General features: G+C 55.2%; 19 protein-coding genes. 11 read left to right on the top strand and 8 right to left on the bottom strand.

The annotated features are described in order from the left end of the window. The first annotated feature begins 4 nt into the window (after positions 1-4). The gene (locus tag PG888_RS17485) at positions 5-520 is read left to right on the top strand and encodes a nucleoside deaminase (RefSeq protein ID WP_182937750.1); all 516 of its coding nucleotides are present in this window, start codon (positions 5-7) and stop codon (positions 518-520) included. Continuing rightward, positions 513-1,787: a cyanate transporter gene (locus PG888_RS17480; protein WP_182937751.1), complete on the top strand. Its 1,275-nt coding sequence runs from the start codon at positions 513-515 to the stop codon at positions 1,785-1,787. The genes PG888_RS17485 and PG888_RS17480 overlap by 8 nt, the downstream gene beginning before the upstream one ends. A gap of 53 nt (positions 1,788-1,840) precedes the next feature. Here PG888_RS17480 and rluF read toward each other — a convergent pair whose 3' ends face one another. From rluF to PG888_RS17440, 8 genes are all read right to left on the bottom strand, one after another. Then, positions 1,841-2,860 (bottom strand): 23S rRNA pseudouridine(2604) synthase RluF, encoded by a 1,020-nt coding sequence (gene rluF / locus PG888_RS17475; RefSeq protein ID WP_182937752.1) that lies wholly within the window; start codon positions 2,858-2,860, stop codon positions 1,841-1,843. Then, positions 2,850-2,972: a hypothetical protein gene (locus PG888_RS17470; protein WP_265176792.1), complete on the bottom strand. Its 123-nt coding sequence runs from the start codon at positions 2,970-2,972 to the stop codon at positions 2,850-2,852. The genes rluF and PG888_RS17470 overlap by 11 nt, the downstream gene beginning before the upstream one ends. A 245-nt stretch (positions 2,973-3,217) precedes the next feature. Continuing rightward, the gene (locus PG888_RS17465; RefSeq protein ID WP_127005825.1) at positions 3,218-3,586 is read right to left on the bottom strand and encodes a VOC family protein; all 369 of its coding nucleotides are present in this window, start codon (positions 3,584-3,586) and stop codon (positions 3,218-3,220) included. A 42-nt stretch (positions 3,587-3,628) separates the two neighbouring features. After that, entirely contained in the window at positions 3,629-5,701 is a 2,073-nt protein-coding gene (locus PG888_RS17460; protein ID WP_182937753.1) for an AIPR family protein, read from the bottom strand. Continuing rightward, positions 5,702-6,673 carry a PD-(D/E)XK motif protein gene (locus PG888_RS17455; protein WP_182937754.1) on the bottom strand — a complete coding sequence of 324 codons (972 nt, stop codon included), beginning with the start codon at positions 6,671-6,673 and terminating at the stop codon, positions 5,702-5,704. Continuing rightward, complete coding sequence (locus PG888_RS17450) at positions 6,666-9,341, bottom strand: Z1 domain-containing protein (protein WP_182937755.1); 2,676 nt, start codon at positions 9,339-9,341, stop codon at positions 6,666-6,668. Before PG888_RS17450 ends, PG888_RS17455 begins: the two co-directional genes overlap by 8 nt. Beyond that, complete coding sequence (locus tag PG888_RS17445) at positions 9,338-10,819, bottom strand: ATP-binding protein (RefSeq protein ID WP_182937756.1); 1,482 nt, start codon at positions 10,817-10,819, stop codon at positions 9,338-9,340. Before PG888_RS17445 ends, PG888_RS17450 begins: the two co-directional genes overlap by 4 nt. Positions 10,820-10,865: 46 nt before the next feature. Continuing rightward, positions 10,866-12,437, bottom strand: a complete 1,572-nt coding sequence (locus tag PG888_RS17440; protein WP_182937757.1) for a DNA cytosine methyltransferase — start codon at positions 12,435-12,437, stop codon at positions 10,866-10,868. A gap of 68 nt (positions 12,438-12,505) precedes the next feature. Between PG888_RS17440 and PG888_RS17435 the strand changes: the two genes are divergently transcribed. The 9 genes from PG888_RS17435 (at position 12,506) to gloA (ending at position 20,680) form a co-directional block, all read left to right on the top strand. After that, positions 12,506-12,706 carry a very short patch repair endonuclease gene (locus PG888_RS17435; RefSeq protein ID WP_232093550.1) on the top strand — a complete coding sequence of 67 codons (201 nt, stop codon included), beginning with the start codon at positions 12,506-12,508 and terminating at the stop codon, positions 12,704-12,706. A 440-nt stretch (positions 12,707-13,146) separates the two neighbouring features. After that, positions 13,147-13,728, top strand: a complete 582-nt coding sequence (gene rsxA, locus PG888_RS17430) for an electron transport complex subunit RsxA (protein ID WP_005359621.1) — start codon at positions 13,147-13,149, stop codon at positions 13,726-13,728. 2 nt (positions 13,729-13,730) lie between these two features. Further along, positions 13,731-14,309 carry an electron transport complex subunit RsxB gene (gene rsxB, locus PG888_RS17425; protein WP_005350799.1) on the top strand — a complete coding sequence of 193 codons (579 nt, stop codon included), beginning with the start codon at positions 13,731-13,733 and terminating at the stop codon, positions 14,307-14,309. Positions 14,310-14,323: 14 nt separating this feature from the next. Next, complete coding sequence (gene rsxC / locus PG888_RS17420; protein WP_182937758.1) at positions 14,324-17,038, top strand: electron transport complex subunit RsxC; 2,715 nt, start codon at positions 14,324-14,326, stop codon at positions 17,036-17,038. Between the two features lie 11 nt (positions 17,039-17,049). Continuing rightward, positions 17,050-18,102 (top strand): electron transport complex subunit RsxD, encoded by a 1,053-nt coding sequence (gene rsxD, locus PG888_RS17415; protein WP_182937759.1) that lies wholly within the window; start codon positions 17,050-17,052, stop codon positions 18,100-18,102. Positions 18,103-18,145: 43 nt separating this feature from the next. Next, positions 18,146-18,778, top strand: a complete 633-nt coding sequence (gene rsxG, locus PG888_RS17410; protein ID WP_021230643.1) for an electron transport complex subunit RsxG — start codon at positions 18,146-18,148, stop codon at positions 18,776-18,778. 15 nt (positions 18,779-18,793) lie between these two features. Then, entirely contained in the window at positions 18,794-19,555 is a 762-nt protein-coding gene (locus PG888_RS17405) for an electron transport complex subunit E (RefSeq protein ID WP_420000827.1), read from the top strand. A gap of 13 nt (positions 19,556-19,568) precedes the next feature. Next, positions 19,569-20,210 carry an endonuclease III gene (gene nth / locus PG888_RS17400; protein WP_182937760.1) on the top strand — a complete coding sequence of 214 codons (642 nt, stop codon included), beginning with the start codon at positions 19,569-19,571 and terminating at the stop codon, positions 20,208-20,210. 56 nt (positions 20,211-20,266) lie between these two features. Next, entirely contained in the window at positions 20,267-20,680 is a 414-nt protein-coding gene (gloA, locus tag PG888_RS17395; RefSeq protein WP_005347113.1) for a lactoylglutathione lyase, read from the top strand. Positions 20,681-20,807: the final 127 nt, after the last annotated feature.

Here is a 20,807-nt window from a genome sequence, read left to right as displayed (position 1 = left end):
CACCATGTCACAGCCTCTTGTAGCGTCTACCCCTCTTCGCTCGCTCCCCCCATCAACCTCACTCCAGACTCACCAACAGTGGCTGGAGCAGGCGGTGCAACTGGCCAGAGAAAATCATCAGCAGGGCGGTCGCCCCTTCGCGGCGCTGCTGGTGCGAGATGGCCAGTTGGTGGCGAGCGCCGTCAACGGCATCCATCTGGATGGCGATCCCACCCGTCACGCCGAGCTGGAGGCGCTGCGCCAGGCGAGCCAGTGCGGGCCGCTCGCAGGCGCCATCGTCTATGCCAGTGGCCACCCCTGCCCCATGTGCCTCGGTGCGCTGGTGATGAACGGCATCGCCGCCGTCTATTACGCCTTTGATAACGCCGATGCGGCCCCGTTCGGCTTTGACAGCACCGCCGCCTACCAAAAGCTGGGGCTGCCCCTTGCGCCGCAACCGCTGCCCCTGATCAAATTGTCCGTATCCATGACGGCGGCTGATCTCTATGGCTCCGAGCCGCAGAGCCATGACCATGAGTAAGAGCGCTGCCACCGAACCGGCAGAGGCGCGCCGCCAGCAGTTTGCCCTGCTGGTGCTGGTGATCCTGATTGGCCTGAATCTGCGCCCCTTTCTCACCGCCATCGGCCCGCTGGCCCAAGCCATTGACCAGCGGCTGGCGCTCGGGATGGACACTCTCGCCTGGCTCACCCTGCTGCCGCTGTGGCTGATCGGGATTGGTGTGCTGCTCACCCCCAGCCTGCGTCGGCGCGCCAGTGCGCGCCAACTGCTGGGGGTGGCCCTGCTGCTGCTCGGCATCGGCAGCGCCATGCGCTTCGATGCCCAAAGCGGCACCTTGCTGATCGCCAGTGCGGCGCTCTGTGGATTGGGGTCGGCGCTGGTGCAGGGGGTGCTACCGGCGCTGATCAAGCAAGCGTTCGCCCACAAGGTGCCGCTGGTGATGGGGATCTTCTCCGCCTGCATGATGGGGGGCGGGGCGCTCGGGGCAAGCCTCACGCCACGGTTGGCAGCCAGCCTCGACTGGTCACGGGCACTGGCGCTCTGGAGCCTGCCGGTGTTGCTGGCCCTCAGCTGGCTGATCTGCAAGGTGCGCCTGCCGCGCACGGCCTCCAGCCACGCGCCTCACGGCGAGCAGCGACTGATCACCCTGCCCCGCAGCTGGTTGCTGATCGTCTGCTTTGGCATCATCAACAGCGGTTACGGCATCGTGGTGGCCTGGCTGGCCCCCGCCTACATGGCGCAAGGGTGGAGCGCCGCGCAGGCGGGCGAGCTGGTTGCCTGGCTGGCGCTGGCGCAGACCGCCAGCGGCCTCGGCCTGCCGCTGCTGGCGGCGCGCAATCTGGATCGGCGACCGTGGATGGGCCTTGCCATCGCCATGCAGCTGGCGGGATTTGCCGGTCTCTGGCTGGCGCCACAGGCGGCCCCCGTTATCTGGTGCATGCTGTGCGGCGCCGGTCTTGGCGGCAGCTTTTCCCTCATCATGGTGATTGCGCTCGATCACCTGCCCGACCCGCGCCGCGCGGGCACCCTGAGCGCCCTGATGCAGGGGTTTGGCTTTATGCTGGCGGCCACCGGCCCTTGGGTGGCGGCGCGGCTCTATCACTTTATGGGCGACTTCGCCGCAGCCTGGCAGTGGCAACTGGGGGGCCTGCTGCTGATGAGCCTGCTGGTGCTGCGCCTCGACCCGCGCCACTATCCTCGCGTAATGAAGTTACCTACCAGCAGCGAGCCAACCCTTTCGGCGCCCCTCCCGGCCAGCTCTGCGGCCCAAAGCAACACACCGGCCTGAGGCCGGTGTGTTGGGGATGACAATGCAAGGCTGACGCCACTCAGAGGGGCAACTCAGCGCCCCTTCTTCTGCCGTCCGGCGTTAGCGGTGCGTGGCTTGCCTGCGGCGGGTTTGCTGCCCTTGTTGGGCGCGCCTTTACCGGCGCCGCCCTTATTGGCAGCCCCTTTACCCGCGCCCACCTTGCCCACCGGAGGCTTCTTCTCGAAGGCTTCCGGGCCCGGCACATTGGGGCGACCGCCAATCTCGTGATCGTCATCGCGGCGCGGTTTCTTGCCTTGGGCCGGTTTGGCGGTTTGCGCCGTAGGGGCCTTGGCCGCCTTCGGTTTTTCACCCTTCGCCGGTTTCACCTCGGAGGAGGAGTCCTCAATCAGCTTGAACAGCTCGATCAGCTCGTCGTCGGTCAGATCGCGCCACTCGCCTACCGGCAGCCCCTTGAGGCTGACGTTCATGATGCGGATGCGCTCCAGCTTGGTCACTTCAAAACCGAAGTGCTCGCACATGCGGCGGATCTGGCGGTTCAGCCCCTGCACCAGGGTGATGCGAAAGACGAACGGTGCCTCTTTCTTCACCTTGCACTTCTTGGTGACGGCACCGAGGATCGGCACCCCGGCCGCCATACCGCGCACAAACTCGTCGGTGACCGGCTTGTCGACGGTCACCAGATACTCTTTCTCGTGATCGTTGCCCGCCCGCAGGATCTTGTTGACCAGATCGCCGTGGTTGGTGAGGAAAATAAGGCCCTGCGAATCCTTGTCCAGTCGCCCGATGGGGAATACCCGGGTGCTGTGGTTGACGAAATCGACGATGTTGTCCTTCTCGCCCGCCTCTGTGGTACTGACGATGCCCACCGGCTTGTTAAGGGCGATAAAGACCAGACTGTCCGCCTCGCGCGGCTCAATCACCTGACCGTTGACCTTGACCAGATCGCCAACCTGCACCTGATCGCCAATCCCAGCGCGCTTGCCGTTGATAAAGACGTGGCCCTGCTCGATAAAGCGGTCGGCCTCGCGGCGCGAGCAGATGCCGCTCTCGCTGATGTATTTGTTCAGGCGCATGGATTCGTTAGCCAGCATGAGTCACCTGCCACAGAGTCTGGGCCGCACCCGGTTGTGCCATTGCCTGTTCCGGCTGCGCCGGGGCGGCTGTCTGCTGCATCAGCCAATTCACTACGTCAAAGTTCTGCATACCATTCCATCTTCAAAAAAGGCCAATGCCAGCTTATCCATCAAAAAACGCCGCTACATTAGCATATTGCCCCGTCTCGCACGCCGGATAGTTCACAGATCGCCCCAGCAAAGGGCACAAATTGGGGCAGTATCACGGTCACAAGGGGTTAAACAAGGATACCGCCAAGGAGGAATAGAGAGGATTTAACCGGCAAAGCGGCAATGAAAATCTGGGGCTCATAAGGCATCGGGCGTATCAGCGCGTCAGGGGTAGCGGCTGACCTCAATGAGGTTTTGATCCGGGTCGAGGAAATAGACTGACTCTATCGGCCCGCAGGCACCGCTTTTGGTCACCGGCCCCTCGACAATCTCCACCCCGTGGCAGGCAAGCTGGGCCATCACCTGCTCCAGCGGCCAGCGGGTGATAAGGCAGACATCCCCCGACCCCACCTGCGCCCGGTTGCGCGGCTCCTGTCCCAACAGTTGCAGATTGATCTTCTGGTTGCCAAACCCTACCGCCCGGCGCCCCGCACCGAAGGTGATGGCCTCCATATTGAGCACCGAGCTGTAAAACGCCACGGCCCGTTCGATATCGCTGACCGTCAATACCAGATGGTCGATATGGCTGATCATGGTTACCTCCTGGTGGTGATCTGGTTGATGTGACCGACATATTCAGCCCTCATGTACCGCCACCCCTTCCAGCCTTCCTTCTTCAAGAATCTTCAGCAACGCCGCACTTTGCTTCTCGGTCGGAAACTTGGAGGGGATCTGCATGGCCACCCTTAATGCACTGTCTTGCTTTGGCGTGAGGAGGCCCTTCTCAATCAGAGACCGATGGATACGAGCCCATTCGGTTGCGGACACTGCAAGCACTTTTTTCTGTGTCTCAATACCGTTATCTGTTCTCTGTGTCTGCTTTGCCGACCGAATAGTAGCGGTCTGCTCATCGAGTGAAATCAGTCCAGCGTAAAATTCGGCTGGAAGAGAATTAGCTATAGCTTCAGCACGGGCCTGTATTCTTGCCCAGCATGCCTCTTTCTTGCACCACTCGGAAATATTGGAAATACCCTGCGGGGGTCTGATGACATCATCATTCACAGCTTTTGACACGACTGCGATGGTATTTTCAAGTGCAGGGCTAACTTTCTGTATATTCCAGACATCCAAAAAATCTATATTTTCATTTCGTAGCTTCGTGATATAGCCGAGTAGCGCCAATGTATAGGCTACAATGTTCGCACGGTACCCACCGTTGTACCAAGACTGAGCAGAAACAATTCGCTCTGTTGCACGGAATATTAGAGCTCTCGCGATAGCTCTCTTGAAGTAAAATTCATTGAATTCGTCGGATGATTTATCCCATTCACCCCCTATCCGAGCGGCATAACGTGCAAAATTCTTCTGAGAACCAAGATTTACCCACTTAGGATGGTCATCCCAAACATTTTCGAATTTCGCAAGATCGGTTTTAGTGAACATCTGTTGCTTCGGATGCTCAGCTTTAAATTTGCGCTGTTCCATAGGGGTAAGTTTCGACTGCGCATCGGCATATTGGCCGCGTGCTCGCTCGTAGAACCATCGGGTCTCACGCTGCAATCCTTGTTGCGCAGGAGCCCATATACGGCGTGAGAACTCTTCCATTCGAACATGGAAAGGGTGATTTGAGAAAAAATCTGCAGCATTCACCTTATTCTGGGTATTTGCATACTCTGATATTTTTGGTACAACCGCCTCGCTTTGAAGACTATCAATGACAGACAGCTTCATTTGAACAAATATCTGGGACAAATCAGCCTTGTCACGCTTGCGTGTATGAAACAGTGATGCCGTCGTCTGTCCGCCATTGACAATTTGAAGGTCAACAACTCTTGTAATTACAAGGCCTGAAGTCGTCATCACTGTTTCAACCTCTTGCGCAGTAGCTGTTATCCCATTGTTGTAAGCAAAAAACATGCTTGGCTCATTCAAGATCGAGGCCCTGATCCCTTTATTCACGTTGCCGCGGGCCTGCAGAAACGTACGCACGTTCTGCTCAAGCAAACGAGCGCCAAATTTTTCGTACAGGGTTGCCAACACATCTGCAGGCATGACCATGAGATTGGATTGATAAGCATCAGTTCCCAAGTGAGCAGGAAGGCTGGGAATTCCTTTACCAAACATCTGCATGAAATCGATATCAAGTGGTTCTTTATGGTTTCGAGAGCTTCTCTGACGATGCAGACGTGAGATATCCCAAATGTGATAAATCGTTGGTATACCAGCAACTACTGCATCGGATAGGGTCTGGATTTTCTCGCTGAGTATGCGTTCGGAAAACAGGATCAGATTAATCTGCCGTAGAGTGGCCATTCGCTCCTCAATTTGCTTGGCGAGACCAAACTCCGGTGATGTCACCTCCAAATCGCTAGCTAAATACTTATTGGCACTTGTTTCGAAGAACTTGGAAATTCGTTTAAATGCCGCAGTCACATCCGCTTTGTTGAGGGTTGTTAGCTCATTCCTTGAATCAAAATCAGCAATAAAAAGATCTAGAACACCTTCATCATTAAACCAGAACCCATCAACACGCATACCACGCTGGGCCCGGTAATGACAGAGTTCGAAACCTTCAGTAAAACCGGTATCGATCAGCTCAGTTGCAACAGTTTCCATGAATTCGTCAAGCTGAAACCGACCATTGGCTTCAGCTCCAGCTAACAACTCTTGCCGAAAATTGTGGAAGAAAACCTCAGTGGTTGTGTCCATTTAGTACCCGCTAAAAATATCTGTTTGAGCACAAGAAAATGGCTCGATGTCCTCCAACATAAGGTCGTAAGTCACCTTGGTTACGCCCTGCGGTAATTTAGACCTTATCAGCCGCGGAAAGTCGGCGGTAACATGATATCCCTGAGCACCACTCACAACAAAAGAAGGCGTGTCATATTCAGCAAGCGGCGCATAACCCACATTTGCTAGCTTATCCATGAACAGCTCGATAGCCTCGGAATCCATCAGTTCGTCCTTTATCAGCGTGACTATACCATTCAATGACAAGGAGTGTTCGGAACTAGGCATATCGCTAATACGCTGCGTCAGCAAAAACAATTTATCAGAAAGCGATTCAAGTTGATCCTCAGAAGAAATTCGAACAGTGCTGCGCTCACGACAGGAAAGTGACTTAACTTCTATGGCACGGTTACCAAAAATGAAGTCATGATGAGAATCATCAGGCCCACACCAAGCATCAACAGCTACAGCCTGTGGGAGAGTTTTGTGATAAAGCGTTCGAAGGATATGAAGTTCTCCAAAAAGGCCACGAACCTCCTCCGATGAAAGCAGCCTAGCATTACGGCCAGCCAAGAATGCTTTCCAACGTTTTAAGTGGGCAAGTGTAACTGCAAGTGCTATCGCAGGATCAGCAACATTTTTTAGACTGGCTATTAATGTTTCGCAAAGGCCAAGAAATAGGTCACTATCGATATGACGCGCCAGCGTAAGGATAAGGCGCTGCCGACCGGTATCATTAGAATTGCGAAGATCAATACCAATGCCATGCACTGAGAAAATATCCCGGCGAAACTGTGCGATGTGGTCGCCGCCAAGCTCAATAATTAGCAGGCATTGCGAGCTCGGATCTCGGCCCCAGTAAATGGGGATACCAGTGGTTCCAGCAACACGCAGGACACTGAGATCTGCCGACGGAATCGGTATGCCATCCCATGGAACAATTTTATTCATCGTCATAATCCTCATCGGCGTCAGGATTATCGTCTAGAGACCCGTACATTTGCTCCATCCAAACCTTGTTGGCTATGACTTCAATCTCGACGCCGTACAGACCATCAGGGTAGCTTAACCCCCATGCAGGAACCCGAACTCCCGCCAATTCCGCCTTATCGGTCGGCTCCAGGACGTGAAGCATTAGTAAAGGCTTGTCACGCACTACCCGATAATGAATGTCCGAAGGGCCTTTCGCTCTACTCTTAGAGCCCTCCGTTGCCAGTTTTTCTGCAGCCATAATCTGCTCCGGTTTGAGACCGAGCTTTTCGTCACCTCGACTGGCAACACGGTACCCCGAAACACGCCATTTGTCCGACGTTGCATCTTCAGCAGTCCGCTCCTGTACCCCGAGGCGAAATCTATCAAAATCGACTGGCCCCTTGGAAATCAAAAGAACATCACCTTTCGGATACTGCGCCGAAATGGCTCGAAGATATTCAATTGCAGATATTGTCCTCTGCCTTGCATCTTTATGCGACTTAAACCGAAGTAGAAACTCTTCAATTCTCTCAACATCCACATTAGGGATAAACAAGCCCTTTTGCTTCGTGTCTTCAATCACTCCGCCAAAACCGTTTCGCCAGTATTCTTCGATCAGAGCCTCGTTTGCAGCATTGATCTCTGGGTTTAGGGGAAGGTCGTAACTTTCGACAAGGAGGCCGGTGAAATTCTGATTTAGAATGACTTTTTCACCGTTGCGCATCTTATTTGCAGCAGTTACTAGCAGACTATCGGGATGGGATTTGATATAGAGACCAAAATCTTTAGGGCTCATCTCAGCCTGTCGCATTCGGGTAATCTGTTGGCGGAGCTCGTCTGAAGCGAGCGCTATATGCTTGTACCAGTTGATAGAATCAGTGGACAGCCAAACACGGCAGATATCCTCATAGCCCGGCCGATAGCCAAACCAGCGCCCCATTTGCATCAGCGTGTCATACATCTTTGTATTGCGGTACATGTAGCTGATCGTCAGCCCCTCAATGGTAAGACCGCGTGAAAGACTAAGACCGCCAATAGCAATCGCGGTCAAGCCAACCCCATCCTTTTCATACTTTGCAAAATCCAGAATTTCGTCGCTTTTACTGTTAACCACATAGGCCCGCATATGCTCAAAAACACACCAGAGCGCGGCTTTTACTTCCTCCCAGCAATAATGCTTCCCACCCTGCTCATTGCCTGCGAATTCAGCATCGAACACCGATCGTAGCCTCGCCATATGTTCATTTTTCGCTGATGTAGATTCCGGCATCATGTAGTTTGCCTTCACTGCTTCGCGTATCCGCTCTAAGCGAATTTCTATGAAACTTTTAACTTCTTTCTGCACGGATACAAAACGCGATACATTTATCAGCATCGAGCAGTGCTTTCTTTTCTGCCCACGAAGGTTACGTATAGCTCTTGCGATAATAAATTGATCGAGGGCGTGGTAAAGACTGGGTGGCAGCTCTAATGCAGGAAAACCATTCTTATGCGATAGAGGAAGATAATTTTCACAGTCCGTAATCTTCCTGATAATAGCATCGCTGCTTTCATCGTTCAGAAAAACCTTGTCAGGTCCAAAATAAGTTGTCGGCGCATCCAGTGCATGAATGAAGTCTTTGGGAAATAGCTCTTCGTAGGCCTCCTTATCGAAGGCATCTGGATCTATGAATATGTTTGCAAACGGGGTGGCAGTATATCCGATATAGCAGTTTTTAGTGAAGAGACGTAGTATTTTTCTTATCCACGAGTTGGTCGCTGTTGGATTAATATCTGGCTTATTTGTATTGATCGAGGCGTTGTCAGCCTCATCATCAATGACCAGCATGGGAACGTCAGCAATTCGGTCCCTTCCTTTTGCATTCAATTCACGAAGCCAGACGTGTAGAGCCTCGAGAGTTTTCACATTTTTCTTGATGACGATAATGACAGGTTTTTTGAAATCGTTAAGCTGAGCACCACTTCTGTCAGCCATCTGCTTATTGAAATCTGAAATGATATTGGTGAGCGTCACAGGATTAGGATAGCTTCTATCAAGCCCGACTCCGATACTCACACGGTCTGCAGGATCGCTGGAACGTCCAACAAATCCTTCATCAACACGCTGTTGAGTTTGCTTACGAAGATTATTATGAATACCAGCAATGACAATGATAAATTTATAACCGGCATCAGCCGCTTTTGCAATCACCCCCATGTAGTTAGCCGTTTTTCCGGACTGAACATGACCAATAACAAGACCACGACGGCTCCAAGCATCTTTACTCGTAGGGTCTTGAAGCAATCCGAGAATTTTTGAAGCATCACCATTTAGGAGGGTGTTTACTACTGTTGGCTTCCAACCTTGGCTTCGTAGATATCCACCATAAGCATCCCCATATATACTTATGATATCTCGTTTATGAATCCAATCCTCATCATGAGGCGCATTAACGTCAACAAGAGATACACCTGCGTTCATCCGTGATGGCATTATAGCCTCAGCCTCAGAGATTATATTATGGAGAGGACCAAGGTATCCAATTAGAGGGGCCAGCCCTGCGGCTTTTTCGGCAATATCATCATACAATGGGAGTTCTTCTTGATCATCAAAAGCACCAATCAATGCTGCTAGTAAAACTTTTGCCTTATCATTCTGGATCGTCATAAAAATTCCTTTTTTATATATTCCTCAACGATAGAACTATGATCTTCAAATAATTTAATTGACCTAACCACATCCCGAAATACCTCTACATTACCTGTAAGCTCTCCCCAGAGTGCTTTTTTTAGGTCATGAAGATGCCCCTGTATCTCTTGTATTGAAAAAGTCTGCTTCACCTCTACCTCTCGAGGATTGGCTGAATAATCTGAATACACCATTTCAACAGGTAAAGATGTGGATATTGCAGCAAGAAGAAGATCAAGATGACGAATACCTTCACCATCGAGCCGCTCTTTAAGTTTTTGTACAAGAAGATGTGAGATATTCAGCGAATATCTAATCCCTTTTTGATCTGCATACCGCTCCCACAATGGAGAGCTAATATTATGGAAAAGTTTTTGTCCACGCCCTCGGTGGACTGTTACACTGCGGGCAGTGACCTTCGCAAGAATCTGACGTAGACGTTCACGTACAGCATGAGGCGGACGAGCTCGCGACTTCTTGATATCGATAGTCCATTCTTCATCGAGAGTGTTTGGGAAATCAATTTGTACCCGCGCCAACTTGGTGGTTTCTCCTTTAGGTACAATACGAAACCAATCGCCCCATGCCATCAGGCGCCCATTTCTATATACATAGCAACCTTGGTTGGAAATAAAATCACTGCGATCTTGGTAATAGTCATATTCGGAGGCAGACAAGCGACTATGATGTGGCAAAATGAAAGGCTGCAGGCGAACTTGAGCATCGCCAATGTACACAACCTCTTCAGGAAGAATCTGAGTGGCAGGATTTTTTCTGCAGAAAGGATCGAATGCTGTAATCGGATGACCATTTATGCTGAGTGAAATCTTGGAATATCCCTTTATCTCTCCAGAAAGAAAACGATGAAATACAAGGGAAAGATGCCTGCCAACAGCCTCCAGTTTTTCGTGGACGATTTCATCCCGGCGAGCTCCGACTTCATATTCCATCAATCTATCCAGCTCACGCCAGATGACTACTGTACCAGTGTCGCCAAGCAACCCAATATGGGGCAATGCTTCAATCTCAGCAGGCTCCAGAATTGATAGAAGCCAGTCGTCCGATGCATCAATGCGATCTAGATTCCATTCCGCGCCAGATATGAGTCCTTGCTTGATGCTAACTACGGTTAGAGAGCGACATTGTGAAAAAGAAGCAGTTTTCAAGCCCAAGCCAAAGCGGCCAAGATCATGCGATGAGCGTATCAGACCGGGATTATGCGTTCCATGACGCATAGCTACCAATAACTCATCTTCGGTCATACCTCCGCCATTATCGAGAATTACCACTGCCGGAGATGTTGATGCAACATCACAAATAATCTCGATCTTACTGGCACCAGCAGAAATACTGTTGTCTATCAAATCTGCAATAGCTGTTTCGAGCGAGTAACCAATATCTCTCATAGAGGCAGACAAACACGCTGCACTTGGTGGATGTTGTCTTACGCTAGCCATCAGATAACCTTCTCTATTTTACCTTACAATCTAGCAACACAATCCATTACCCTTGCAGAATGCAAAATACGACACCAGCTATTCTGCGCGCAAGTAATGGGGGAACAGCATTCCCAACCTGATGATACTGCTGAGTCCTTCCTCCTTGGAAGAAATAGTTGTCAGGAAATGTCTGTAAACGTGCGGCTTCTCTCACTGTCAGACTACGACACTGTCTTGGATCGTAGTGGATGAAATAATGACCATCCTTCGAGATATGACTAGTGATTGTCGTTGATGGTGCATCAGCCAACTGAACTCTGAATCTGTCAGAAAAATTGCCGGACTCCCAGTTTTTATGATCTGGAGCCAGTCCAGGCAGGCAAAAATCAGCATGACCTTTAGGTGAGCGCCCATGTTTTTCCGCAAAGCATGCTGCAAATCCGTAACGAGCCAAGTCATCTATACGATGACCTCTAGTTTCATGATTCAACCAGACATTCAGCTCAGCATCTAAATACCAGTCATCGTACTCTCTGATATTAGTAAACCCATCTTTGTCACTCTTTCTACTGCGTAGCCCACCGGTATTTCGTGCATTCAAATGATTTGCGGCATCGGAAAGTTTTGTAGCAAGTGGTGTTATCTGCGCAGGTCCATTCAACGCGGAGACACCAAGTGACTTGAGCTCATTTCTTACCAACGACTCCCAGTTTTCATAAGAATCATGTTGCTTGCTTAGCTTGCTGCGTAATACAGGCAGGCTTCCAATAACCTGTTTTACCGTCACAGGATTAGTTCTGGATAGCTTGGGCAAGTCAGTTAAGGAGTGATTACCACGAATGCCAAGCAGAATCACCCGGTGACGAGCTTGTGGAATGCCATATTCCTCTGATTGAATGATGAACTTTCTTGCATCAATCTCCTTGGGGTCATCGCCATCCCTGAATACCTCGTCACTGACAAGCGAAACTATCTGGTAACGCAAACCATCATCGGGCATATCCAATGCGGCATTGGGGTTTGCCAGATCTCGCAGTATCTGATGAAAAATGAAATCCCCATTTATCTTTGAAGATAGAATGCCTTTGACATTCTCCATGACAAATATATCCGGCCTGTTTCTTTGAATAATCCGCAGATACTCTTTGTACAAAAAGTGCCGATGATCTTCTTCCGGCTTGTAATCGGATTTGCCCTTGTTTCTGGAACGCCCCGCAAGAGAGTATGCTTGGCAGGGAGGCCCACCAATCAACACCCATGGCTGAGATTCGCTTCTGTTTTCAAGCGCCTTGGTAATTGCCTGATCAAGTCGTTGATTGCCAGATTCACTGCCGATCTCCAGAGACATGGCTTCCAAACCAGCCTTTTCCCAGAGATCAATGGTCTTTTCGGTAAATGCTTGTTCAGCTTCACCATTGCAATACCGGTAATAGTCCTGAAGGCAATCTCGTCGATGATTCTTGAGCAGACGATAAAAGGAGCGAAGTCTCAAGGTTTCACGTGCTATTGGGTCCTTCTCCGCGGAAACCCTAATCTCGAATGCCTTGCCATCGTTGAGAGATGAAAAACCTTCACCCAAACCACCTGGACCGGCAAACAAATCGACAACGGGGATGGATGATGAAAAAATGCTCATTGAAAATTACTGTGTTTTTGATCAGGCCATAAAGATACCAGGAAGCTTGCCAAGCAGGAAGCAAAAGCATGGATGTTGTCGATACTGCAACCCGTTCAGCCATGATGGCTGGCATCAAAAGCAAAAACACACGCCCTGAACTGGCACTGCGCAGATATCTTCATGGATTGGGATTTCGTTTTCGAGTGCATGTCAAAGAGCTCCCCGGAAAACCTGATATCGTTCTTCCCCGCTATCGACTCTGCATTTTCGTTCATGGCTGTTTCTGACATCGCTATCCAGGCTGCCGCTTTGCTGCAACCCCCAAAAGCAATACCGAATTCTGGCTACAGAAATTTGCGGCCAATACCGCTCGTGATGAACTGGTTGAAAAACAGCTTCATGAAGCTGGCTGGCGAGTGTTCAGGATCAGGATTTGGGAATGCGGACTCAAAAATGCCGATGTTCAGACATTGAGCTGGCTGCCGGAACAGATCAGGGGAACAACTTCTTTTCTTGGCTGGCCTGAGTTCGAAATCCTCTGAGCACCCTCTAGTCATGGTGTTCATCCGAACGGCTTGCCAAACTGCCGCAATCTTGCCCAAAAACCGCCGAAATTAGCCAGCCGCATAATAACCATGCGGCCTTGCGGTTGTTTAACTGGCCCTAACGTCAGATAATACCGCCCGCCTTCAACCCCCGATAACCCGACTTTCAGTGACGGTAATTGATGACTGAGTACCTGCTTTTATTGATCGGCACCGTGCTGGTTAACAACTTCGTGCTGGTGAAATTCCTCGGCCTCTGCCCCTTTATGGGGGTCTCCGGCAAGCTGGAAACCGCCATCGGCATGGGGCTGGCGACCACCTTCGTGATGACCCTCGCCAGTGCCAGCTCCTATCTGGTGGAGCACTATATCCTGTTGCCGCTGGATATCGCCTATCTGCGCACCCTCGCCTTTATTCTGGTGATCGCCGTGGTGGTGCAGTTTACCGAGATGGTGGTGCGCAAGAGCAGCCCGACCCTCTATCGCCTGCTGGGGATCTTCCTGCCCCTCATCACCACCAACTGCGCGGTGCTCGGGGTGGCGCTGCTCAGCATCAATGAGCGACACGACTTTATCCAGAGCGTGATCTACGGCTTTGGCGCCGCCACCGGCTTCTCGCTGGTGTTGATCCTGTTCGCCGCCATGCGCGAGCGTCTGATCGCCGCCGATGTGCCCGCGCCGTTTCGCGGGGTGTCGATTGCCATGATCACCGCCGGTCTGATGTCGCTGGCCTTTATGGGCTTTACCGGCCTTATCAAGATATAACCATGATCCATATTCTCTTTGCCATTCTGGTGCTCACCCTGCTGGCGCTGGCGTTCGGGATTATCCTGGGCTTTGCCGCCGTCAAGTTTCATGTGGAAGCAGACCCCATCGTCGATCAGCTCGATGCCCTGCTGCCCCAGACCCAGTGTGGCCAGTGCGGCTATCCCGGCTGCAAACCCTACGCCGAGGCGCTCGCCAACGGCGATCAGATCAACAAATGCGTGCCCGGTGGCGAGGCCACCATGCGCAAGATTGCCGATCTGATGGGGGTCGAGCCCCAGCCGCTGGGGGGCAGTGACGAGGCCGCCGTGCCGGTCAAGAAGGTCGCCTTTATCCACGAAGATCAGTGCATCGGCTGCACCAAGTGCATTCAGGCCTGCCCGGTGGATGCCATCGTCGGCGCCACCAAGGCGATGCATACCGTGATTGCCAACGAGTGCACCGGTTGCGATCTCTGTGTCGATCCCTGCCCGACCGACTGCATCGAGATGATCCCGGTGCCCACCACGGTCGATAACTGGAAGTGGGATCTCAATAACGTGCATGTTCCGGGCAAGATTCCGGTCAAGATAGTGGAATAAACAGCGGAGCAACCATGCATTCCTTACTCGAACGTATCAAAGCCGGCACGCTCTGGGACTTTCACGGTGGCATTCACCCCGCCGACAACAAGCTGCAATCAAGCCAGAGTCCGGTGGTAGACGCCGGTCTGCCGCCGCGCCTCATCATTCCGCTGCGCCAGCACGCAGGCCCCGCCGGCGATCTGCTGGTGCAGGTGGGCGACAAGGTCAAAAAAGGGCAGCCGCTGACCCGTTACGCCAAAGGGCGCACGGTGCCGGTGCATGCCTCCACCTCGGGCACCATCACCGAGATTGGCAACCACACGGTTGCCCACCCCTCCGGGCTCGGCGATCTCTGCGTCATTCTCACCCCCGATGGCGAGGATGAGTGGGGCGAGCGCAACGGCAAAGCCGATTACTGGAATCTGGAGCGGGGCGAGCTGCTCGAGCGCATCCAGCAGGCGGGGGTGGCGGGCCTTGGCGGCGCCGTGTTCCCGACCCACAGCAAGCTCGATGGCCGCGGCCAGCTCACCGAGATCCTGATCGTCAACGGGCTGGAGTGCGAACCCTATATCACCACCGATGATCGGCTGATGCAGCAGTACTCAGGCGAGATCATGGATGGCATCCGGGTGCTCAAGCACCTGCTCAAACCGAAACTCACCCTGATCGGGGTGGAAGACAACAAGCCCGAGGCGATCGAGCAGCTGACCCGCCACGCCACCGATGAAGATGTGCTGGTCAAGACGGTGCCGACCAAGTACCCCTCGGGCGGTGCCAAGCAGACCATCGAGCTGCTCACCGGCCGTCAGGTGCCCAAGGGGGGCCGCGCGGTCGATATCGGCATCATGGTGCTCAACGTCGCCACTGTGTTTGCCATCAAGCGCGCCATTATCGACGGCGAGCCGCTGATCGAGCGGATCGTCACCCTCACCGGCGACAGCTTCAAGAAGCCCGGCAACGCCTGGGTGCGCCTCGGTACGCCGGTGCGCTGGCTGTTGCAGCGTTTCGAGCTGCAACCGGAAGCGGAGCAGCGGGTGATCATGGGTGGCCCCATGATGGGCTTTACCCTGCCCCACGCCATGGTGCCGGTGGTCAAGGCCACCAACTGCCTGCTGGCGCCGACGCAGGCCGAACTGCCCGCCCCCGGCCCGGAGCAGCCCTGCATCCGTTGCAGTGCCTGCGCCGATGCCTGTCCGGCCACCCTGCTGCCGCAAGAGCTCTACTGGTACAGCCGGGCCAAGGAGTATGACAAGGCCGAGAAGCTCAACCTGATGGACTGCATCGAGTGCGGCGCCTGCGCCTGGGTCTGCCCGAGCGAGATCCCGCTGGTGCAGTACTACAAGATCGCCAAGGATGACATTCGCGAAGCCCGTGCCGAGGCCGAGAAAGCCGAACGCGCCAAGCAGCGTTTCGAGGCCAAGCAGGCCCGCTTCGAGCGGGAGAAAGCGGCCCGCGAAGCGCGCCACGCCGAAGCCGCCGCCCAGCGCCGTCAGACCATGACGGCCGCAGGCGGCGAAGATCCGGTGGCAGCGGCTCTCGCCCGCATCAAGGCCAAGCAGGATGCCCCCATCACCGCCATTGCCGCCACCGCCGAGGGCGTGCCCGACAACAGCGCGGTGATTGCGGCCCGCGAAGCCCGCAAGCGGGAAGCGGAGGCGCGCCGCGCCGCCAAGCTGGCGGAGAGCGCAAACAGCGACACTGCCGCCGCTGCGCCGCAATCTGCCGAGGCGGTTGACCCCGCCAGCGATCCCAAGAAAGCGGCCATCGCCGCCGCACTGGCGCGCGCCAAGGCCAAGAAAGCCGCTCAGGCTGGCGAGAGCGCCGGGCCTGTGACTGCCGAAGCCGTTGCTGCGCCTGCGGTAGATGCTGATCAGCAAAAGACAGAGGTTGATCCGAAAAAAGCGGCGATTGCCGCCGCCATTGCCCGTGCCAAAGCCAAAAAGGCCGAAGCCAGTGGCGAGCCGGTAAGCGCAGATCACAGCGCGGCAGCCGACGCAGGCACGCAAGGCGATGCGCCCGCCGATCCCAAGAAGGCGGCAATCGCGGCCGCCATCGCTCGTGCCAAGGCCAAAAAGGCAGCCCAGCAGGGTGACGGCGCTGAGGGCGACCTGACTGCAAATGCTGGCACCAGCGAATCCGCTGCAACCCAAAGCGATGCGCCATCTGCTGTCAGCGAAGCGGTTGATCCCAAGAAGGCGGCGATTGCCGCAGCTATCGCTCGTGCCAAGGCCAAAAAGCTGGCGCAGCAAGGTGAAAGTGCCGGTGCTGAAGATGCGGAGAGTAAGCCAGCTGCCAGCGCGCAGACCCGCGACGTGACGGTAGCCAAGAGCGAAGTAACCACCAGCCAAAGCGATGCGGCTGCAAGCGAAGCGGTCGATCCCAAGAAAGCCGCTATCGCCGCAGCCATTGCCCGTGCCAAGGCCAAAAAGCTGGCGCAACAGAGCGCAAGTACCAGTGCTGAGGTAGAGAGTGCCGCTACTCAGGTAGAGAGTGCCGGAACTGAGGGTGAGCGCGTATCGGCTGAGCCGATGCAAACCGATGCTGCCAGCAGTGAGCAACCACTTGCCGTCACTGCCACGCCTGAAGCGAGCGCCCCTGCGGCTGATGCCCCTGTTGATCCGAAAAAAGCGGCCATTGCGGCTGCCGTGGCCCGCGCCAAGGCGAAGAAGCTGGCGGCCGAGGCAGCCAGAGCCGCAGAGACCGCCGCTGAAGATGTCCCGTCAGCCGACCGAACAACCACAAGGTAATCGACAGACTCATGTTCAATATTGCGACTGCGCCGTTTGCCCATAACCGCAAACAGACCCGAACCCTGATGTTGCTGGTGATCCTGGCCTGCGTGCCGGGCTTGCTGGCCCAGACCTGGTTCTTCGGCTGGGGCACCTTTATCCAGATCCTGCTGGCGCTGGTGACTGCGCTGGCGTGCGAGGCGCTGGTGCTCAAGCTCCGTGGCCGCGCCATCAAGCCTGCCCTGATGGATGGCAGTGCGGCGCTCACCGCCGTGCTGATCGGTCTCTCCCTGCCGCCGCTGCTGCCGTGGTGGATGATGGTAGTGGGCACGGCCTTTGCCATCATCGTCGCCAAACACCTTTATGGCGGGCTGGGCCAGAACCTGTTCAACCCGGCCATGGTCGCCTATGTGCTGCTGCTGGTCTCCTTCCCGGTGCAGATGACCAGCTGGCTGCCGCCAGAGAGTGTGCGCGCCTACAGCCTCGGCTTTGGCGATGCGGCGTCGGTGATCTTCACCGGCTTTAGCCTCGACGGCTACAGCATGGCTCAGCTCAAGCAAGGGGTGGATGGGCTGACCATGGCAACCCCGCTCGATACCCTTAAAACCGGCCTGACTCAGGGGCTCACCACCGGCGAGATCCTGAGCGGCCCGCTGTTTGAGGGTTGGGGCGGCATCGGCTGGAGCTGGGTCAACCTCGGCTATCTGCTGGGCGGCCTCTTCCTGCTGCAACAGAAGGTGATCAACTGGCGCATTCCCACCGCCATTCTGGGTGCCCTGCTGCTGGCCTCCACCATCGGCTATCTGGTGAGCCCGGATGCGACTGCCACGCCCATGTTCCATCTATTCAGCGGCGCGACTATGCTGGGAGCCTTCTTTATCGCCACCGATCCGGTCAGCGCCTGCACAACGCCACGCGGCCGACTGGTCTATGGCGTGCTGATCGGGGTACTGGTCTACATCATTCGCCGCTTTGGCGGCTATCCGGATGCGTTCGCCTTCGCCGTGCTGCTGGCCAACCTCTGCGTTCCGTTTATTGACAGCCTGACTCGCCCGAAAGTATATGGAGCTCGTCGCCAATGATGTTTCTGCCCTTTTCCCCCATCACAGCTGACGGAGCCCGGACATGTTAAAGAGCATGCGCAAGAACGGCCTTATTCTGGCGATGTTCGCGCTCGGCTGTACCGCGCTGGTGGTACTGACCAACGAGCTGACCAAGGATAAAATCGCCCACCAGCAACAGCTGGAGAAACAGCAAACTCTCTCGGTATTGCTGCCGGAGGGGAGCTATGACAACGATCTGGTGGCCAGCTGCAAGCAGGTGACCAGCAGGAAGTATCTGGGCAGCGATCAGCCGCAGGCGCTCTATACCGCCAGCAAGAATGGTGTGGTGACCGGCTATGCGCTGGAGGCCATCGCACCGGATGGCTACAGCGGGGCGATCCGCATCGTGGCGGGTTTTGATGCCAAGGGCACCATCACCGCAGTGCGCGTGCTCGCTCACAACGAGACCCCGGGCCTCGGTGACAAGATCGAGCTGAAGAAATCGGACTGGATCAACCGCTTTGCCGGAAAATTCCTGACCCATGACAACGAGCCCCAGTGGGCGGTGAAGAAGGATGGCGGCGAGTTTGATGCCTTTACCGGCGCCACCATTACCCCGCGCGCCGTGGTCAAGGCGGTGAAGAACCTGCTGAAACTGCAGCAGGAGCAACCCGAACTGCTCAGCAACGCCCCGGCTTGTCCGGCGGCGAACTAACGGAGTCGAGCCGTCATGAACCAGATGGAACAGATTGAAACGGGCGCAGCCCCGATTGCCGAGCTGGAAAGCCGCAAGGGCGAGCTCAAGGAGCTGATGAGTCAGGGGCTGTGGAAGAACAACCCCTCGCTGGTGCAGGTGCTGGGGCTCTGCCCGACCCTCGCCGTCTCCTCCACCTTTACCAATGCGCTGGGACTGGGCCTTGCCACCATGGCGGTGCTGGTCTGCTCCAACCTTGCTGTCTCGCTGGTGCGCAACTGGGTGCCGAAAGATATTCGCATCCCGGTCTATGTGATGATCATCGCCTCGCTGGTGACCAGCGTGCAGCTGCTGATGAACGCCTACACCTATGGCCTCTATCAGGCGCTCGGCATCTTTATCGCCCTGATCGTCACCAACTGCATCATCATCGGCCGCGCCGAGGCGTATGCCTCCAAGAACCCGCCGCTGCTGGCGGCCCTCGACGGCCTGATGATGGGCCTTGGCTTTACTCTGGTGCTGCTGGTACTGGGCGGTATGCGCGAGATCATCGGTATGGGCACCCTGTTTGATGGCGCCGAACTGCTGCTGGGCGAGTGGGCCAAGTCCCTGCGCATCGAGCTGTTCCACGCCGATGCCAGCCTGCTGCTGGCGATTTTGCCGCCGGGCGGCTTTATCGGGCTGGGGCAGCTGATCGCCGCCAAGAACGCCATCAATGACTGGCGGGATCGCAAACAGGCGACCACCGTGGCCCACTGCAACGTTGCCCCGGCCCGCGTCCGGGCGACCGAGCTATGATCGGACGCAAGGCATGAACAACCAGAAACGCAGAGAGATCCTGGAGCGGCTGCGGGAAAACAACCCTCACCCCACCACCGAGCTCAATTTCAGCACGCCGTTCGAGCTGTTGATCGCCGTGCTGCTCTCGGCGCAGGCGACCGATGTCAGCGTCAACAAGGCGACCGACAAGCTCTATCCGGTGGCCAACACCCCGCAAGCGATGCTGAGCCTCGGGGTGGACGGGCTCAAGGAGTACATCAAGACCATCGGCCTGTTCAACACCAAGGCCGAGAACGTCATCAAGACCTGCGCCATCCTGCTGGAGCGCCATGGCGGCGAGGTGCCGGAAAACCGCGAAGCGCTGGAAGCCCTGCCCGGCGTCGGCCGCAAGACCGCCAACGTGGTGCTCAACACCGCCTTTGGCTGGCCCACCATCGCCGTCGATACCCATATCTTCCGGGTATCGAACCGCACTGGCTTTGCAGTAGGCAAGAACGTGGATCAGGTGGAGGAGAAGCTGCTCAAGGTGGTGCCCGCCGAGTTCAAGCTGGATGTCCACCACTGGCTGATCCTGCACGGGCGTTACACCTGTCTCGCTCGCAAGCCCCGTTGCGGTTCCTGTATCATCGAGGACTTGTGCGAGTATAAAGAGAAGGTCTATCCCGAAAGCTGATAGCCTCGCAAGCGAGATTGAAAGCAGTACACATCACCAACCCGGAGAACTGAGCAATGAGAATTCTGCATACCATGTTGCGTGTCGGCGATCTGCAACGCTCCATCGACTTCTACACCCGCGTCCTCGGCATGAAGCTGCTGCGCAAGAGCGAGAACAGCGAGTACAAGTACACCCTGGCCTTCGTCGGCTACGGTGACGAGAAAGATGAGGCGGTGATCGAGCTGACCTACAACTGGGGGGTGAGCGAGTACGAACTGGGCTCTGCCTACGGCCATATCGCGCTGGAAGCAGACGACATTTATGCCACCTGCGACGCCCTGCGCGCCGCCGGCGCCAAGATCACCCGCGAGCCGGGCCCGGTCAAGGGCGGCACCACCGTCATCGCCTTCGTCGAAGATCCGGACGGTTACAAGATTGAACTGATCGCCAAGAAAGATGCCGGTACTGGCCTGGGTGACAGCTTCTAAGCGACCCGACTGCTGCCGGATGGCAGGATCAAAAAAGAGCGCAGATGCGCTAATGCCAGTCAGTTAAGCCTGACTGGCATTGTTTTTATTGGCTTTTTTCACACTATACCTCTGGGGCCTTGGCTTC

Origin of the sequence: Aeromonas sp. QDB23 (assembly GCF_027707745.1) — a bacterium.
GTDB lineage: Bacteria > Pseudomonadota > Gammaproteobacteria > Enterobacterales > Aeromonadaceae > Aeromonas > Aeromonas allosaccharophila.
The sequence above is the reverse complement of the archived record's forward strand: the minus strand, read 5'-3'. Positions and strand labels throughout refer to the sequence as shown.